At 63.2% G+C, this 17,899-nt stretch carries 11 protein-coding genes; 3 read left to right on the forward strand and 8 right to left on the reverse strand.

Annotation, left to right across the window (positions count from 1 at the left end):
- The first annotated feature begins 93 nt into the window (after window positions 1–93).
- Window positions 94–1,194: a LacI family transcriptional regulator gene (locus OPIT5_30380; protein AHF93832.1), complete on the forward strand. Its 1,101-nt coding sequence runs from the start codon at window positions 94–96 to the stop codon at window positions 1,192–1,194.
- Here OPIT5_30380 and OPIT5_30385 read toward each other — a convergent pair.
- Window positions 1,168–4,155 carry a hypothetical protein gene (locus OPIT5_30385; protein ID AHF93833.1) on the reverse strand — a complete coding sequence of 996 codons (2,988 nt, stop codon included), beginning with the start codon at window positions 4,153–4,155 and terminating at the stop codon, window positions 1,168–1,170. The two genes, OPIT5_30380 and OPIT5_30385, sit on opposite strands and share 27 nt — an antisense overlap.
- A gap of 284 nt (window positions 4,156–4,439) precedes the next feature.
- On the opposite strand from OPIT5_30385, the gene OPIT5_30390 reads away from it, so the two are divergent.
- On the forward strand, window positions 4,440–6,602 hold the full coding sequence (locus tag OPIT5_30390; GenBank protein AHF93834.1) for a hypothetical protein: 2,163 nt from the start codon (window positions 4,440–4,442) through the stop codon (window positions 6,600–6,602).
- A 467-nt stretch (window positions 6,603–7,069) separates the two neighbouring features.
- Here OPIT5_30390 and OPIT5_30395 read toward each other — a convergent pair whose 3' ends face one another.
- The 3 genes from OPIT5_30395 to OPIT5_30405 all read right to left on the reverse strand — a co-directional run bounded on the left by OPIT5_30395 (window position 7,070) and on the right by OPIT5_30405 (window position 9,792).
- The gene (locus OPIT5_30395) at window positions 7,070–8,140 is read right to left on the reverse strand and encodes a D-mannonate dehydratase (GenBank protein AHF93835.1); all 1,071 of its coding nucleotides are present in this window, start codon (window positions 8,138–8,140) and stop codon (window positions 7,070–7,072) included.
- A gap of 156 nt (window positions 8,141–8,296) precedes the next feature.
- Window positions 8,297–9,070: a 3-oxoacyl-ACP reductase gene (locus OPIT5_30400; protein ID AHF93836.1), complete on the reverse strand. Its 774-nt coding sequence runs from the start codon at window positions 9,068–9,070 to the stop codon at window positions 8,297–8,299.
- 44 nt (window positions 9,071–9,114) lie between these two features.
- The gene (locus OPIT5_30405) at window positions 9,115–9,792 is read right to left on the reverse strand and encodes a demethylmenaquinone methyltransferase (protein AHF93837.1); all 678 of its coding nucleotides are present in this window, start codon (window positions 9,790–9,792) and stop codon (window positions 9,115–9,117) included.
- Window positions 9,793–9,864: 72 nt separating this feature from the next.
- On the opposite strand from OPIT5_30405, the gene OPIT5_30410 reads away from it, so the two are divergent.
- On the forward strand, window positions 9,865–10,716 hold the full coding sequence (locus OPIT5_30410; protein AHF93838.1) for an AraC family transcriptional regulator: 852 nt from the start codon (window positions 9,865–9,867) through the stop codon (window positions 10,714–10,716).
- A gap of 103 nt (window positions 10,717–10,819) precedes the next feature.
- On the opposite strand, the gene OPIT5_30415 is transcribed toward OPIT5_30410, so the two are convergent.
- The 4 genes from OPIT5_30415 to OPIT5_30430 form a co-directional block, all read right to left on the reverse strand.
- A complete protein-coding gene (locus OPIT5_30415; GenBank protein ID AHF93839.1) occupies window positions 10,820–12,961 on the reverse strand; it encodes an acetylesterase in 2,142 nt (713 codons plus the stop codon).
- Between the two features lie 6 nt (window positions 12,962–12,967).
- Window positions 12,968–14,863: an alpha-galactosidase gene (locus tag OPIT5_30420; protein ID AHF93840.1), complete on the reverse strand. Its 1,896-nt coding sequence runs from the start codon at window positions 14,861–14,863 to the stop codon at window positions 12,968–12,970.
- A 19-nt stretch (window positions 14,864–14,882) separates the two neighbouring features.
- A complete protein-coding gene (locus OPIT5_30425; protein ID AHF93841.1) occupies window positions 14,883–16,277 on the reverse strand; it encodes an MFS transporter in 1,395 nt (464 codons plus the stop codon).
- Window positions 16,278–16,676: 399 nt separating this feature from the next.
- Complete coding sequence (locus OPIT5_30430) at window positions 16,677–17,792, reverse strand: LacI family transcriptional regulator (GenBank protein AHF93842.1); 1,116 nt, start codon at window positions 17,790–17,792, stop codon at window positions 16,677–16,679.
- Window positions 17,793–17,899 lie beyond the last annotated feature (107 nt).

Here is a 17,899-nt window from a genome sequence, read left to right on the forward strand (position 1 = left end):
CATCATGATGCAGTGTTTGGGTCCGGAATGATCTAGGTTCAATCGCCGCATTACGAAACCGTTTCGTAATGGCGGAATTTCCCCGGCGGGGTCATGCTGGCAGGCATGTTCCTCGAATCACGCATGAACCCTCTTCCCGGCATTACCCTGCAATCCATCGCCAAGGCCGCGGGCGTGGCGCGTTCAACGGTTTCCAAGGCGTTGCGCAACGATCCGACGATTCCGGCCGAAACCTGCCGGCGTATTCAGGCGCAGGCGAAAAAACTCGGTTACAAGCCCAGCCCCGCCGTTTCGGCCCTGATGAGCCAGCTCCGGCGCAACCGGCACCGGAAACATTTCGAGCCGGTCGCGTTTGTCACCGCATTCCCGACCCCGGACAAATGGAGATCAATGATCCAGTACAAAGCCTATTTCGACGGAGCCACCCAACGCTGCGAGGAACTGGGCTTTCGCCTCGAAGAGTTCTGGCTGGGTAGCGTCAACTGGCAGGGCGCACGCTTGTCGAATATCCTGCAAACACGCGCCATCCGGGGGGTGCTTCTTGCGCCCGCACCCGCCACCACCGTCACCCGTATCGACATGGACTGGACACAGTTCTCCATTGTCGCATTCGGCTACGGTCTCAAGAATCTGCCCTGCCATCGCGTGACCAATGACCAGTACCGCACCTTGCTGCGCCTGCTCTCGCGGCTCGATCATCTCGGTTACCGCCGCATCGGACTGATGTATCCGAAATCTTCCGACCAGAGTATCCTCAATTATCTGTTCGCCGCAACGTCCGTCTACCAGAGCTATCTTCCGCAGGCGCTCCACGTGCCCCCGCTCATGGTGGAGCATCAGAATTCCCGCGACCTGATCGAGTGGATCCGTCAGCACCGGCCCGATGCCGTGGTGGTCAGCCATTCGGATGCGCTGAAGTGGCTGAAGGAAGCGGGCATTCGCGTGCCCGAAGACCTGGGGGTGGCGTTTTTTTCCGGACGCGACATCCGCGCCGAAAAACTCGCCGGCATGGACCAGAATCCGCGCCACATCGGCATGACGGCCATCGAGCTGATGGCAGAGCAACTTTACGAAAACCGCACCGGTATCCCCGCCTTCCAGAAAATCGTCCTCGTCGAAGGCGAATGGAACGACGGCTGGACGGTGCGAGACCAGGGAATCGGTCCTTCACTCGACTGGAGCCGGCTGCTCTGAAGGCTGGACGGCGCGCACCTCCAGCCGTCCCGGCGTCGCGGCGCGCGCTTCCGCCGCCAGCGTCACCGCCAGCAAGCCGGGCACCGGCTCCGACACCGCCGGCGCAGCCAGTTCGCCCCCGTTCCATGTCACGCGATAGCGCGGCCCGGCCCTCATGCACACGAGCACCGAACGCGCCATCCTCCCGCCCCCTCCGGGGAACAAAATCTCGCTCTCGAACTGCGTGGCCCGCGCCGAAAACCGCGATGCCCTCACCCAGGCGTCGAAACCGACGCTCAATCGCCCCGGACAATAACAGGCTGCGTAAAAAATCATCACCGGCGTCGAAAGTCCGGAAAACTGGTGCCAGCCGCAGCCGCGTCCGGTCTCGATCAGGAAGTGCTCGAAACAGTGATACGACTCGTCCACTTCCGCGCGCCACGTTTCGAGCGCGCGCTGCGCAATGGCCAGCGCCAGATCGGGGCGGGCGAGGTCGAGCATCGTTTTCCAGAAAAACCACTGCTGAGGAAACCACACCGTGCCCGACCAGTAACCGTCGCGCCGGTAATAAGGCGCGGAGCGGTCCACGGCCGTCAGTCCGATCTCCGTCCACACCCGCGCCGGATCGAACAACCGCTCCAGCAACCACCCGCGCCGCCCCGCATCGCCGACTGCTCCGGCCGCGCCCGCCACGAGCGGAAACAGTCCGTCGAGTCCCCGGTTGTAGTTTGTCCCGCTCGCCGGATGCCGGAGCGGCCCGGCGGGATTCCCGTCGGCATCATGGACGACATACGAGTAATAACCTGCCTCTGCATCCCAGGCGTGCCGTTCCAGTGCCTCGCCGAACGCCGCGATGTCGACCTCGTAACCGGCGACGTCCGCCGCCAGCGCCGCATCGCCGCCGCCGGTTGCTTCGCCGAGTTCGCGTGCGGCCAAGGCCAGCGTCTTCGCGCAGCGGATCGCCAGCGCCGTGGTGACGACCGGCGTCACACGATCCGCCAGCCCCGCCTCGTGCATGTGTTTCTGCGGCGGATAATCGTCCCAGCCCGAGTTGTAAAAATAGTCCCAGCTCCGCAGCAGGTCCGAACGCAGAGTGCGCAATGTCGATCCCTCCGCGTGCCCCGCCAGGAAGCGGTAGTACTGCCGCAGCGAGGCGTAGTGTTTTTTCAGCGACGCCTTGCCCGCGGCTCCGCCCGCGCCGAGCCGGTTCCACACTTCGTGCGCGAGGTGGATCTGCATCGGCACCATGCTCCCGTGATGGATGAAGGCCGCGTGCGGATTGCCGGGCGCGGTCAGGTATTGCGAAAGGTTGTCTTCCGCCTGGACGACGTCGATTTCGAGCAACCCGAGTCCGATGAAACCCGAGTCCCAGGTGTAGAGGCTGTTCCACCAGCGGCCCGGCGGACGATGCCGCACCTGCTGGCGCTGCGTGTAAACCGGAAACACGGCGTTGCTCAACGTGGTGGCTGCCATCCGGTTCTGACTGAAGGCGAACGCCCGCCCTGCCGGATTGGCCGCAAACGTAAACGCCCGCCTCCGTGCCTTGCGATGCGCCAGTTCGTGCCGCGCCGCGCGCACAGCAGCGTCGCCCTCGAAAAATAGTGCGAACTTTTCCGCCAGGGCCTCCGGCGTCCCTTGGCACACAAGCCCCCAAATTACCGTGCGGGATTTCGGCGCAAGCGTGACGGGACGGATAAACACATTGGTGAAATGCCCCTCGCCATTGCCGCGCAGGGTTTCGTTGACGTGATCGTGCGCCTTGTAGCGGACAAAACTGTCGAGCTCGCTGTTGAGGATTTGCCGCACCTCGAAATCGGCCGTGTCCCACGCGATGCCGTAATGCGCGGGCGCGTCGGGGTATTTCAGGATCAACCGGGCGCCAGGATCGTCCGGAGCGGCGGCATTCCTGCCGCTGCCGTGAACGCCACGGGGTTGTTTCGTAGTACGCAAGGCGTCCGGAAATCCGGATACGTTGTCCGGAAAAGCAGCGGCAGGAATGCCGCCGCTCCGCAAAATCTCCGGCCGCGGTGACCATTCCTTTTCGACCACGGTAACCGGTCCCGATGCGGCCGGCACCAAGGCCAGAAACGCGATCTCCGCCGCCCCGCCGGCTTCCATCGCTTCGAGTCGCAGCGAATGCTGCCCGGGCGCGAGTTTTCCGATCGCCATTTCGATGTTCCGGAAGTCGCCGCCGGCAAATGCCAGCGTTCCCGTTTTCTCCTGCGCATCCGGCCCGGCGAACCCGGTGACGCGAAAACTCCCCTGCCCTCGCCCGCGAACGACGAGCCGCGCGTCGTCCATCGGCTTTGGCAACGTAAACGTATAGCCGACCGCGTCGCCGACATCGCGGCCGAAGCGACCGCCAAGTCCGCTGCCGTCGAGAAAACCATGGCCGCGCACTTCGCCGCGCAGCAACCCGTCCGCCACCAGATGGTTGTCGGGCGCGGGCACCGCAAAGTCGAGCGTGTCATAATCCAGCGGATGTTTCACGAGGGGTCCGCCGCCGTTGCTGCCGCCGCCACCACTACCGCCATCACTGGCCGCCGTCACCTCAATCCGGCGCAGGGCTTCGGCGGAATAATTGGACGCCGTCGGAAAATTCATCGACGCCATCGCGTGCAAGGCGACCGGCACGTCGCGCGCCGTCGCGTTGACGAGCTCGCACCGCACCCGCAACCCCTCGCCGACGTCAGCCCCGTCGGTCAAGGGAAACCAGGCGATGTCGGCGTACACCTTGTCCTTCCAGACCAGTTCGTGGCGCGTGCTGAAGTATTCGAACGCCGGTCCGCATTCCCACGGATGCCAGCCCGATTCCCAGGTCACGTTGGGCACGTCGATCCGCCGCCGGTAAAGGGCGGGAAACACGCTCAGGTCGAATCGCAACCCGAGTCGCCGGTCGGCGATATGCGATGCGCCGGCATAACATTTTGAATACGGTCCCCAGTCGGGAAGCGAGAGATCGTGGTTTTTCGGAATAAACATGGCGAGAGGGCTGAGTCGGGTTGCCGGAACCTCCGGGTCTTTGTCAACCCCGACAAGGGCGGGCTTACGAAAACCGTTTCGTAAAACCGAACGGCGTTTCTCACTCCACCCAACCCGCATCCACCCGCAGGGCCCTGGAGACCGTGGAGACGGCCCCCCCCTCGTGCAGTGTCACGCATGGTGACGTTCTTTTGATTTTTCACGAAACGGTTTCGTGACTGCCCCGTTGTCTGGCGAGAGATTTGAGCAAACGGTGAACGCCTTGTTTCAAACCACTGTCTTCCATGCCCTCTCCCACCCTTCTTCTTGACCCCGACACACCGTGGATTCTTTCGCCCGACGAACCGGAGCCCGTACGCCGCGCCCTCGAGGATGTCCGGAACGACTGGTATGATGTAATGGGCCATCTGCCCTTGCTGCTCGATTCGCCGCCCGAATCGGTCAGCGGGCCCGTCATCTACCTGGGGTCACACCACTCCAGGCTGAAGGAACTCGTGCCCGAGTCCTTTGCGGCGCCGGAGTGTTTTCTGCTCCGGACCCAAAAGGACGCTGACGGACGTGATGCAGTCGTCGCAACGGGCTCGGGCATCCGGGGCGCGATTTATGCCATCTATTGTTTTTCGGAAAAAATTCTCGGCGTCGATCCGTGGCATTACTGGGTGGACAAACGGCCCGTCTTTTCGGGGCGGGCGGAGGTTCCCGCCGGTCTGGATCTTTCCTTCGGCCCGCCGACTTTCAAGTGGCGCGGCTGGTTCCTGAACGACGAGGATTTGCTCAACGGCTTCGCGCCCGACCCGTTGCGGGAAAATGTCTTCTCGCTGGATCTTTACGACAAGATCTACGAAACCCTCCTCCGGCTGAGAGGCAACATGGTGGTTCCGGCCACCTTCCCGTTTCCCGACGAGCGATGCCAGGAATTGGCGAGCCGCCGCGGGCTGGCCCTGCACATGCACCACGTTCTTGGCCTGGGACTCAACACGTACCGGTGGCCCGAGGATATTCCGTATTCCCATTCGAAGCATCCGGACATTCTGGAGGCGCACTGGAAAACATGCGTCGATGCGTTCCGGGACAAGGAGGTCATCTGGACGATCGGCTACCGCGGCAGGCACGACCAGCCGTTCTGGGTGCATGACGACGATGCCTCCCAGGCTACCGACAAGCAACGGGGCGAAGTCATTTCCCGTGCCATGGCCCGCCAGGTGGAAATGGTCCAGGCCGTCCAGCCGGGGGCTCCGATGGTGGCCAACCTTTTCATGGAGGGCAACCAGCTCTACCGCGACGGCCACTTGCACCTGCCGGAAGGGGTCACGCCGGTATGGGCGGACTTTGGCAACGGCATGATCTGCGACGGTGGCAAAGTCCGGCCGGGCGAAGGAGTCTATTATCACACGGCCATGATGAACAACCGGAGCAACCAGCTCACCGAGATGGTGAGCCCCGAGCGAATCTTCAAGGAACTCGGCCGCTTCGTCCGGGCCGGAGCCACGGAGTATTTGCTTCTCAATGTCAGCGACATCCGGCCGGTTCCGCTCTCTTCGGACTGCGTCATGACATTTGCCTGGAACGCCGCGCCGTGGCTGGACAAGAGTCCGGCGGACACAGCGGACGACTTCTTTCTGGACTGGTCGGGCCGGATGTATGGTGACGGGATCGCGGACAAGGTTCGCACGGTTTGCCGTCAGTATTTTTTAGCGCCTTTCATGCGCGACGAAGAACGCACGCTGGGCGAACACTATCTCTGTTCCTGGATTCTCCATTTCCATGCCCGCCAGTTCGAACCGGCGCTCGGGGAAAAGGACGACCTGTTCGGCAAGATGGACCGGTTGGCCGATGCCGTGATCGAATATTTCCATCCGGACGGGCTTCCTTCGTTTCCTGAATTCCTCGGCGGGACTTTGTCCGAGGGACTGGCTGTCGCCCGGGGGAATATCGCGCACTTTGAACCGCTGGCCAGGGAAGTGGAGACTCTGTTGCCCGAAATCCCCGCCTCCCGCCGCGAGTTCTATCGCACCCATATCGGCTTGCAGGTTCATCTTCACCTTCACCTCAGCTACGTCTTGCAGGCCTACATTCTTGCCGTCACGGCTCTGATGGAAAAACGCACGGCGGAGGCGACGGGTCAGATCCGGATCGCACTGACCCATATGGACAAGGTGTTTGCCTTGTTGCGCGCGGGAGAAACCGGCAGGTGGCGCGGGTGGTATCGCGGCGACCAGTTTGTCGGAGTAGAGGCGGTGCGAGAGTTTCTCCGGCAAGTGGAGGCCATGCTGGCGGGGCGGATCATTCCCATGCAAAGGCAAAAAACGCGGTATGAGAAAACCTGCCAAATCGTCGGCGGCAAACGGCGCGACGCCTCTTTCAGCGAAAAAATGCGATACCAAAGAATCTGCGAATATCAGACTCCCTTTGCCGACCACTTCCCCCTCCTGTATTCAAAAGAATGAACCCTCCCCGCAGCAGGCTGCGGGGTATGGGTGCCATCCTGAATAACTGATGTTACGCCTCCCGGGGAAGTGGCGCGGGCGTCCCGCCCGCAGACGGCGCGGAGCGCCGCCCTGAAACAAGGGTGAAAGGCACCTCCCGCAAAAGCGGACGAGACGCCCGCGCCACCACGCTCCGCGTAATATCAGCTGAACAAAGTCGTAGCCGGGAAAAGTAGCGTGACCGAAGAGATTGACGCCGTCGATCTTGCATCCGGGCAGGGGACTGTTCCCATAACGATGCACCATGATGGCGTTGAAGCGGTGACGGTGCCCGGCCTCGACCCACTGTATCCAGTCTTCCAGGTTCCAGCCGGAGCAACCGCCGGGAAAGTTGTGCCAGTTGAAAAGGATGCGTCGCCTGACGGTCGGACTGTCCCGCAGTCACCCGGCCAATCCGGGAGGCCGGGAAATGTCGATGTTCAGGGTCTTCATGTGTAACTTTCCAGGGCGCATTTCATATAACCCATGGCATAGGCCATCCCGGCATGCCACGGAGCCGCGCAGTTCATCTGCGGAGCGTGGTCCGGAATCAGGATGCCGGAGTAATCGTGCTTTTTGAGGATCGAAAGAATGCGCTTCATGTCGATGTCCCCCTCATCCACAAAAACCTCCCGGTAGGAAGGCACGCGTCCCCGGACATTGCGAAAATGAATGTAGCTGATTTTCTGCTGGGCGGCGTACTGCTCCGTCGCCTCGTAAACATCGCCTTCGCTCATTTCCGCGATGGTGCCCAGGCAGTACTCCAGGGTATTCGACGGACCGGGAACCATGTCCAGGAGGCGCTGATACAGGTGCGGCTGGTAAACCAGGCGCGGCGTATCGCGCAATCGTTCGACCGGCGGATCGTCCGGATGCGCGGCCAGCCGGACGCCCGCCTGCTCCGCAACCGGCAGGCAGGCTCTCAGAAAGGTTTCCAGACGTTGCCAGAGCGTCGCGGAGTCCACCCGGGTGCGGATGGAGGTGCCCCTGGCCGTCTCGTCGAAGGTCATGTTCCAGACCATGCCGTCGGGCATCGGCTCCTGGTCGACGGAACCGGCCAGTCCCACGCCCGCGGCGCCTCCGCGCGCCCAATTCCCGTGCACGCGCCCGTAAACGCCGGCCAGACTGAAATTGTAGCCGATCACCGGAATGCCGACCTCCCCCACCCTGCGAATCATCGTTTGCAGGCCGGCGAGTTGCGCCTCCTTTTTCGGGCCGTCCAGGAGCACATCGTGCCAATGGGCGGGGTCGAAATTCTCGATGGCGTACCAGACCATGCCTTCGGATTCGATGAGCTCCCGGATGGCCGCCAGTTCATCGACCGACCACAGGGTGTCCGGGTCGCCGGCGTGGCCCCAGCCGCCCCCGCGGCCGCCGTCGACGGGCTGGTCTTGGCGGTTCGATGTCCGGTTGAAGTAATCGACCAGATGAACGACGATATGGGTGGCGCCGCATTGTCTGGCAAAGCGCAGATGATCGCGGTCCAGCATGTGGCGATAGAGTCCGAATCCGAGGTGCATGGAGGAGAAATTAAAAATTAAGAATGAAGAATTAAGAATTGGCGGCTTCGCCGTCGGGTTGAGTTACGCAGGTCATGAGTGGTTCGTGTGCGTTGGTTCGTTTTCTTAATTCTTCATTTCCCGCGTCAGCGGGGAGAGGGGGACGATGAGTTGAAATCAAAAGCCGATGGAAGCCCCGCCATCCACGGGCAGACAAACGCCGGTCACGAATTTTGCCGCCGGGCTGGCCAGGTAAACGGCGGCCCGGCCGATGTCCTCCGGTTCCCCGAGGCGTCTCATGGGCGTGCGCGCAAGAATCCTGTCGGTCCTGGCCTGGTCGCCGTCGAGGGCCTGCCGCAACATCGGACTCTCGATCCACCCGGGAGCGATGGCGTTCACCCGGATGCCCGCCCCGGACAGCTCCGCCGCCATGCTCCGGGTCATGCCGAGGCAGGCGCTTTTGGCCGCGCTGTAGGCCACCACCAGAGGGATGCCGAAGAGGGAGGTCATCGAGGCGATCATGAGGATGGAGCCCCTGCCCTGCTCGCGCATGCCGGGCAGCACCGCGCGGTTGAGGGCATGCGCGGCGCAGAGATGCGTCGTCAGAACGGACTGGAATTCTTCCGGGCTGGTCTCGTCCACCGCCTTCTTGAGGTGGATGCCGGCGTTGTTGACCAGGATGCCGATCGCTCCGCCCGCCGATGCCCGGGCCCTTCCCACCAGTTCACCGGCGCGCTCCAGTGCGGTCACGTCATGCGCCACGAAGGAGGCGGAGGGACCGATCGCCGCGGCGGCTTCGGCCAGCTGGCCCTCCCGCCGCCCGACCAGCACCACGCGGGCGCCGGCGGCGGCCATGCACCGCGCGATGGCAAAACCCAGCCCGCTGCCGCCACCGGTGATCAGGGCGCATTCTCCCCGCAGGGAAAAAGCTGTCAGTTCGTCGTTTTCCATAAGTTGTCGTTTTCAGGAAAGGTGAAAGTGTATTCGCTCTATGGTTACAGAATTCCGTAGGTCGCGAATGCCTCCGTGGCGCTCATGCCGCTCTCGATGGCCTGGCGCACGACCTTTTCTCCGCGTGCCTTCTCCAGAGCCCGGGTGATGACCTCGTTCTCGATCGCCCGGGGAATGATCACCACGCCGTCCAGATCGCCGAAGACCAGGTCGCCCGGCTCCACCCGGACACCGCCTGCTTCCAGAGCGCACCGGAAATCGGCCACCTGCGTGCGCACGGCCGAATCCTGGCAATAGCGTCCCCGGGAAAAAACCGGCCACCCCTGCTCCAGCACTTTGGGTGTGTCCCGGTGGTAGCCGTTGATCACGGCCCCGGCTGCCCCGCGGGTGCGCGCCGCGGCCGTCAACAGCTCGCCCCAGTACGCGCAACGCATGTCGCCTCCGGAGGCCAGGTACACCTCGTCGCGCCGGAGATCGTCAAGGGCCTCGGTCAGGAGGCCAAAGGGCTTTTTTTGGGGACCGTACACATCCACCATCACAACCGGCATGGCGCGCCCCACGACCACCATCGCCTCGCGCATGGGCTGCACCTGCGCCGGGAGCGTCTGATGGAAACGCCCGTACGTATCCAGAATATCACCGACAACCGGCGTGTAGAGTTCACGACGGACAAGATCGAAGAGTTGCCGGTCATCCGACCATTCCACAGCGGGGTGCGACATGCCTCCTGAATGAGGGAAGGGAACGGGACATGGCGACTTGAATGATGCAGCAAATCCCTTTACTGACGAATAATGCTTGATCCAGATCCCCGGGGTTCCATCAACCCGCCGCGCGGAAGACGGCCTTGGCTCATACCCGGTGAAGCCGACAGCGGCGGTCTGTGTTACCTTGCCTGGGGCCGAAGGCGTTATGGCGACGATCCCATTCCCGTGGCCAGGCAGGCCGGCCATGTCTATTTTCTGATATTACGCGGGACGCCGGTGCTGCGATTCGAGGAGGGCGAGTTTTCCTGCGCTCCCGGATTGTTTTTTATCCTGCATCCGGCGCGCCCCATGGGCTGGATCGACCGGCCCGGAAGCGTGCAGGAGATACTGTGCTGGATCTGGAAACATCCTCCGGAGATCAGAAACCTCCGGCCTGCCAGAGGAGAGTGGCTGCACTGGCACCTGCCTGCGGAAACCACGGCGACCCTTCAACGCCTGCACCGCGCCACCCGCAACGAGCTTGCCCGGGCGGACCGGTATTCTCCACTCGCCCTCGGAAAGTTGCAGACGGAACTGGACATCGAACTGGCCCGGTCACGCGAAATCGCGCACGCAGATGCCAGGGCCCGCCTGCCCGAAAAGCTACGCCTCGCCCTGGACTGGATCGAACGCCACCCTGCGTCCACCCGGCCGGTGGCCGATCTGTGCGACCGGCTGGAAATGGAACCCTCGAACCTCGCCCGCCTCTTCCGGAGGCATCTGGGCCGCCCTCCCCAGGACATCGTCAACGAGCACAAAATCCGTGCGGCCACCCGGCGTCTCCAGGCGGGAGACCCCGTCAAAAATGTGGCTCTGGACCTCGGTTATCGCCACATCCACGACTTCTCCCGCTTCTATCGTCTGAAAACAGGGAACACTCCGTCTTCTCTCAGGCGATAGGCGGACTTCTTGTGTTTTGTATCCACAAACGGACTCGCATGCGCCGTAGCGTCGCTTGCGACGCCCTCGCCAGCAGGACGATGCCTTGTGCGGAAGAGACGAATCACCGGTAAATCGCGTCCCGCGTCATGGCCGGGAAGTCGTCCGTGCGGAAAGGCGCGGCGGGCAGGCCCTCGCCGTTGACAAGGTTGCAGGTCGGATTGTCCGCCCAGGCGTAACGGACCGCGACGGGACGGGGAACCTTGTCCGACCAGACAATGACGGAATCTCCGGCGTCCGCATCGATCCGGGCCTCGGCCCACACCCACCGGCGATCCTCGCCGCACACGGCAAAACCCTCCAGTTCGCTGCCGGGGCTGTTGCGCACGAGCGGGGCGGTCCGTCCGGCCAGCGTGTTCACCGGGTAAACGGCGGGGAGAGCGCCCGCCTTCAAACCGCCATTCGTATCGTCGAAGCGGATGCGAATCTTTCCGTCCTCGATCGTCATCGACCGCCAGACCGGTCCGGAAGACGGAAAGTTCCGGCCATACTCGCGCGCCAGCACGAGCTGCGCGAGACGCTCTCCGGGAGTCCGCTTGTCGCGCGGGTGAATGTCGGCGGCCTCCCCAGTATCCACGAGAACCGCCTGCCCGGTGCGAGGCAGCCTGAGCGCCTGCGACTGCGCTTCGCGCAGTTCGAGCCAGGAGCTGTCCTTGCCCGCCTCGGGCTGCTTGTCGCGGTAGGCCGGGAGCTGGCAGAAATAAAAGGGCAGCACATCGCGGCCATCCTGCCCGTCGCGTCCCCATTGCCTGCGCCAGTCCTCGATCAGGAGAGGAAACGTGGTGCGGTATTGCCAGGCACGACCGGCATTGGCCTCGCCCTGATACCAGATCACACCGTGAATCGCAAAAGGCACGAGCGGGTGAATCATGGCGTTGAAAATCCCGACCGCCGCTCTGTTGGCACGGGGCAGCGCAGGAGGCGGACGGGGCGGCGCGGCGTCTACCGGCAGGGACGGAAGCGTGTATTCGACTTTGGCCATCCACTCCCGGCTCAGGTTCACCAGATTGGCGCGAGGCACACCACCGAAGCGTATCGGCGCCGCCGGAGACCAGATGCGGATCGCCAGGATGTGCCTCCCTTCGCGGACGTCCTCTTCCGCGATCCAGGCGCGACGCAGGGAACCCTGGCCGGGATCGCTCCGGAATGTCGTCTGGCCGACGATGCGGCCATCCCAGCAGACGGTTTCGTAACCATCCAGGGAGGAGATATCGATGCGTAGTTTCCTGCCCGCTACATACGCTGGAATGACAACCTCCTGGCGCAACCAGAGAGCGCCAAAAGAAACCGGCAATACAGGCGTAGCAGAGGTGACGCCGGACGTTCCGGACAAGGTAACCGGCGTCCATTCGCTTTGACCGGAAACAGGGATATTCGCGCTGGCAAAGGCGGCGATGTTGTCTGCCGTCGCCGCGGCGGCACGGTCCTCGCGTCCGGTCTTTTTCAGCCAGGCGGAGAACGCGTCCACAAAGCGCTTTTTCTGCGCCGGGTAAGCAGCCGCAGCCCTTGCCTGCCGGGCACGGGCAGACTTCAGTTCCGGAATGGTGTCGATGGCCTCGGCGCTCATCCAGCCTTCGGCCGGAGAACCGCCCCAGGAACTATTGATGATGCCGACCGGCGTTTGCAGGGTGGCTTCGAGTTTTTGAGCAAAATACCAGGCAAGCGCCGAAAACTTGCCGGTGGTTTCGGGCGCGGCGACGATCCACCGGCCCTTGCAATCCGCCAGAGGTTTCCGTGACGACGCGGATTCCACGGCAAACTGGCGGATGCCCGGCCTGGCGGAGCGGGCGATTTCCGCTTCCGCATCGAGAGTCCTTTCGAGGGAAAATTCCATGTTGGATTGCCCGGAAGCCAGCCACACCTCGCCCACCAGCACATCGTCGATCGTAATCCGGTTTTTCCCCCGGACAGTCATCGTGAATGGACCTTGCGCTGTCTCCTGAAGGTTGAGCGATGTCGTCCAGCGCCCATCGGCGCCGGCCGTGGTTTCGATCGTCTGTCCGGCGAGCGATAGCGTGATGCGTTCGCCAGGCTCGGCCGTTCCCCACACGGGCACATTCGCCGCCCGCTGGAGAACCATGTGATTCGAAAAAATCGCCGGCAGGGCAACTTCGGCGGCGAGCGATCCGGCGATGAACAAGGCCGCGAGAACGACGCTGAAAACAGAAATAGCGCGGATGATCCGGGAGAGAGACAGGGTGTGCATAGGGATTTACGGGATGGTTGCGGGAGCTGGTGTGGCGGACGCCGGGACGACTTCGGTGATATTGCCCTGCTCGGCCACGTTTGCCGAGTGCGTCACCACGACGCCGGGCGAGGCGTTGCTCCGGTCAGCGAAGGCGGGACGCGCAAAACGGTTGCCGCGGACGAGGATGTTTTCCGCCGCCGAAACAGAAATCTCCGGCGGACGCGAATTCACGAAGCGGTTGTTCTCCACGACGATGTTCCGGCACAGGCGCGCCGGCTCGATCCCGGCCGGCGCCTCGACGTGGATCGCCAGATCGCCCGGCGCGTCGCCGTGTTCCCTCCACTCCGCCGAATGGGTATTCTCAAAATGGTTGTCTCGGATAATGATATTCTCCGGGCCGAAACCTTCGCCGTAGCTCCCGTAACCGGCGGACACGTGCATGCCCGGATAAAAGTTCCGCACGAAGCGGTTTCCCTCGATGGTGCCGGAATGCGTGCGGATGAGCAGGCCACGCCCGCGGTTGTCGCGAAACACGTTGTTGCGAATCCGGTAGTGGCCGGAGTCGAAACGGCGGTTGAACAGGACGAATCCCCTGTCGCCCTGGACGAGTCCGGACGGGAGCGGGTCGGCAAGCGTCAGTGAAAATCCTCCGCCCCTCTTGTAGTAAACACCCACTACACGCGACGAAAATCCGGCGGGCGACAGGTCCGCATTGCGCAGCTCGACGAGGTCGGCCGGCTCGAAACGATAACGCCATTGCGGCGCGGTCTCGTGGACGAGGGTGTCGGGCCGGTCCGGGCTGCGCCTCACGCCGGACGGGAAATTGTCGTGCACGTTGACGCAGTCGTCGCCGTTTTGCGCGAGTTCGCAGTCTTCGATTTTCAGCCAGCCGGAGGAGCCGCCGATGTGGATGCCGTCGGCCGCGCTGCTGAAGCCGAAGGCGCGATCCGGAGACCGGATCATCCGGACGCGCCGGATCCGGTAATGATGGCTCCCCTCCGCCCCGACGATGCCGTGACCCCGCGTGCCGTGGATCGTGATGTCGGAGAGCGTGCCGTGGACGACATTGCGCAGCACGATGCCGTGCGATTCGTAGCGCAGGCGCATGAACAGGTAATGCTGGCCCGGCGCGTAGCCCTGCCGTCCCAGCCATCCGGCTCCGTGCCGGTTTGCATGGTGGTAAAAACGCAACACGCCGGGACGCACCTGCTCTGTTCGGGACAGGTCCATGAAATACACCCCGGTGATGGGTTTGCCCGTGGTGTGACGCACGTCGAGCGTGACGGGATCGAGTTCGATGATCTCGTAAAACGTCATCTCCGGTCCGGCCGGCTGATCGTCCGGAAATTCGACCTCGATGAAGTTGCCCGCCGGATCGACCCGGCTGATAATCCCGTGGCTCTGCGGCGGCTCCAGGTCGCGGTTCCAGTCCATCGTGAAACCGGTGACGAGCACGCGCTCGCAGGTATCGATCACAAAAAAATCCCGCCTGCTCCCGAACACGAACTGCGCCCCCTGCGCATCGAAGGTGAAGTCCTTGAAATCGCGCAGCTCGATGATGCCTCCGCTCGCCTGCCGGCTGCCTTTTCCCGGCACGAAACGGCCGATGCGATAGCGGCCGCGGGGCACGGTGAGGCGCGCGGCGCCGGTTTCCCGGCAATGATCGAGCGCACGACGGAAGGCGGCCTCGTTTTCCTCCCCGCTGTTGTTTTCGCTCACGCCGAACCGGGCTGCATCCACGGTTGCGGCACCGGCTGCCGGGGCCGGCGGATCGATGGTGAAATCCGGTTGCCCGCTCGTTGCCGCAAGGACAGACCGGGCCACGGAAGCCGGTCCGTCATTCGCAAACGCTGCTGTCTGGATACAGACTCCCCCCGACAACGCGATGCCCGCAAGACCCGCGATCAGAGGGCCGAGCATGAGACGAAGCGCAGGCAGTTTATTCCGGAGCGACATAACCCTTGGGGCCGCCGAGCTTCATGAATTTCCTGTAAACGTAAAGTCCGGCGAAAAGGGCTACCACCGATAAGGTGCAACCCACCGTAAACGTGTAGCGAAACACGCCTCCGGTCTGGTCGATCGCGAGGCCCATCAGCGGAGCCATGGTCATGTTGGCGAAGGCCGTGCAGATGCCGGCGGCGGAGGCAAACTGGGCGTATTTCGTGTGCGGAAACAGCCGCTGGCCGAGCGAGGCCACGCTCGTGAAGTAGCAGCCGGAGAGCACGCCGTGCGCCACCCAGGCGATGAGAAACGTAGTGGGCGTCGTCGCGTAAATGCTGCCCCAGGCGGTGACGGCAATGTATCCGACCAGCATGACAATGGCCATACGCAGGGGATGAAACACATCGGCCAGCCATCCGAGAAAAAACGAGAGGCTGAGTGAAATCAGATACGTCAGCGCGAGAAATTTCCCATAGACCTCCATGTTCACGCCGAGGCTGCGGGCGTAGGGAATGGCAAATGTATTGACCGGAGCGATACCGAGCGCGGCCACCTTGATAAAGATGAAAATCGAGAGATAATAGGGGTTGGTGAAGCACTCTTTGCAGTAGCGTCTGGTCTCGTGAAAATATCCGGAAAGATGCCCCCTGGTTTTCGCGTTCTGCGCCCCTCCCGGCGGCGATGCCGGGGCGGGCGGCGGAGGATAGTTGCCTTCCTTGACCTTGAAACACACCCACATGAAGGCCGTGCCATAAAACACGCCGATGATGCAGAGGATCAGCGTGAAGTGATCGGGCACCTTGCCCATGATCCAGTAGTTGAAGATCATCCCGTCAATCAGGCTGACGGCGCGGAACAGCCCGTGAAAGCGACCCAGCAACGGCTTCGGCACGACGTCGTTGATCAGCCCGCCAAAGACGGATTGGGCGGCGATGGTGGCAAACTCGAACGCCGTCCAGAACACGCCGAAGCACACGACAGCGACGACCATCTCGCTCTGCTCCGGGAAAAACCCGTGCACCCAACGCGCGACAAGCGGCGTCACCGCGATGCCGATCATGCCGAGCGCCGCGATCGGCGTCGTCACCAGCAGAAACGGGATGCGGCGCCCCCAGCGTCCGCGGTGGCGGTCGGACTTGACGCTGATGACCGGCCCGAGCGTCACGCCGATCAGCGCGGGAAACGAACTGAGGAGCAGGCCGAAGAGAAGATTGGGCACCTTCAACTGGTTCAGATACCATTGCGCCATCGGCCCGACAGAACGCTCGCGCATCGACCACGAGAAATCACCAAAGAGCAACCAGCAGAAGAGGACTACCAGACCACCGCTGGTGTAGGTGAGCGTGCCGACCGTCCAGGTTTTGGCAGGGGCGGCGGAAGCGACGGCGGACACAGGGGATTCCGGCACGGACGGGGGAGGCGGGGAGGCAGGAACGCAGGAGTGTGTTTTCAACAGGATTACAGGGTGGAGTTGCCGCGGCGCAGACAGGGACCTCGCCGGAGCGCCGCCACGATGGAGCCCGGGAAAACCGGCGGGCAAGAGCCCCGACGCGCAATTGGTTGCGCAGCCCCCGTCCCCGCTGACGCGGGGAAATGAAGAATCAAGAACTGATGGTACGCAGGCCGACGGTGGCACGGGCGTCCAGCCCATGATTGCCGGGAAGAGAGGGGGAAGGAGGGACGCTTGCGGCGCGGAGCGCCGTCCACGGGCAAGATGCCCGTGCCACGTCGCACGCGCGTAACTTCAGTCAACCCGGCAGCGAAGCCGCCAATTCTCCCCCCTGCCCCTGCCTCAGACGGCGGGCACGCCGCCGCCCGCCCGCCAGATGCCATTCACCAGCACTGTCTTGGGTGAATCCGGGATGCCGCGTTCATTGCGCTGGATTTGATCCACCACCAGATCGATCGCCGCCGCCGCCACCCGCTCGGTCTGCTGGTCGATGCCTCCGAGCGGACGGTCCCCCGGCCGCCAGTGCAGGAACGTGAAATCGACCTCCTGCGGAATCTTCACACCTGCCGCCTCCAGCCAGTTTTTTGTCGTGGCGTTGCCCAGAATGGCGTCCGGCTTTTCCCTGCAATACCAGTCCAGGGCCGCCTGCCTCGAGGAGGGCGCGTTTTCCTGGATCAGGAGGGAGAGCCGCGGGCTGCGTGCGTGTTGTTTGCACAACAAAAACCCGGCGTGCCAGAGTTCGCCGACCCGTTTGTCGGTGGCGGCGGCGAGTGTGACGCCGATTCTCCGGTGCCCGAGTCGCTTCAGTTCTTCCAGCGCCAGCAGGATGCCCTGAAAGTGATGGGCTGCGGAGCGGTGCAGCACGGGGGATTTCAGGGAATAGCCGATGGCCGCGCACGAGAAATGGCTCCAGTCCAGCGCCAGCCGGTCGTCAAATGTCGCCATCGGCGCAACGCAGACCCCGCAGATGCCGCGTGCATAGAGGATGTCGCTCAGGCGCTGCTCCGGCATCTCGATTTCCTCGATGCCGAACGGTTCCAGTTGATAGCCCAGTTCCTCTGCACGCGCCTTGGCCCCGGCCAGGCAAATCTCCTGGTAGTTGCTTTCGGCTGTCATGCCCGGGGATGCGGTTCTCCCGGCCATTTTCCGGCGCCGGACAAAATCGCGGCTGTTCGTCACGTAGGCGATGGTCGTGACGCCTGAAAAGGCCGCCTTGAGCCGATGTCGCACCGCCAGGGCCGTCAACAGCGGATCGGGGCGGTAGCCCATCGAGTCGGCAATCTTGCGAATGCGCTCGCGCGTCTCGCGCGGGATGCGCGAATGGGAGCGCAGGGCGCGGGAGACCGTGGACGTGGCCACACCCGCGGCCGCAGCCACATCATCCAGTGTAATACGGGGAGGCATCGCAAAAGACGGCTGAGAGGCAAGGACCGTGAGGCGGCGCGCCCCGATGGTCAAACTATCCGTCTCCGTCTTTACTGATGTGACGCGACGACGCTCCGCGTCACATCCGGTCTTTATGCAAGCTCCGGCTCGGGACGCGTTCGGGAATCACCCGCCCCCCT

The organism is Opitutaceae bacterium TAV5, assembly GCA_000242935.3.
GTDB lineage: Bacteria > Verrucomicrobiota > Verrucomicrobiia > Opitutales > Opitutaceae > Geminisphaera.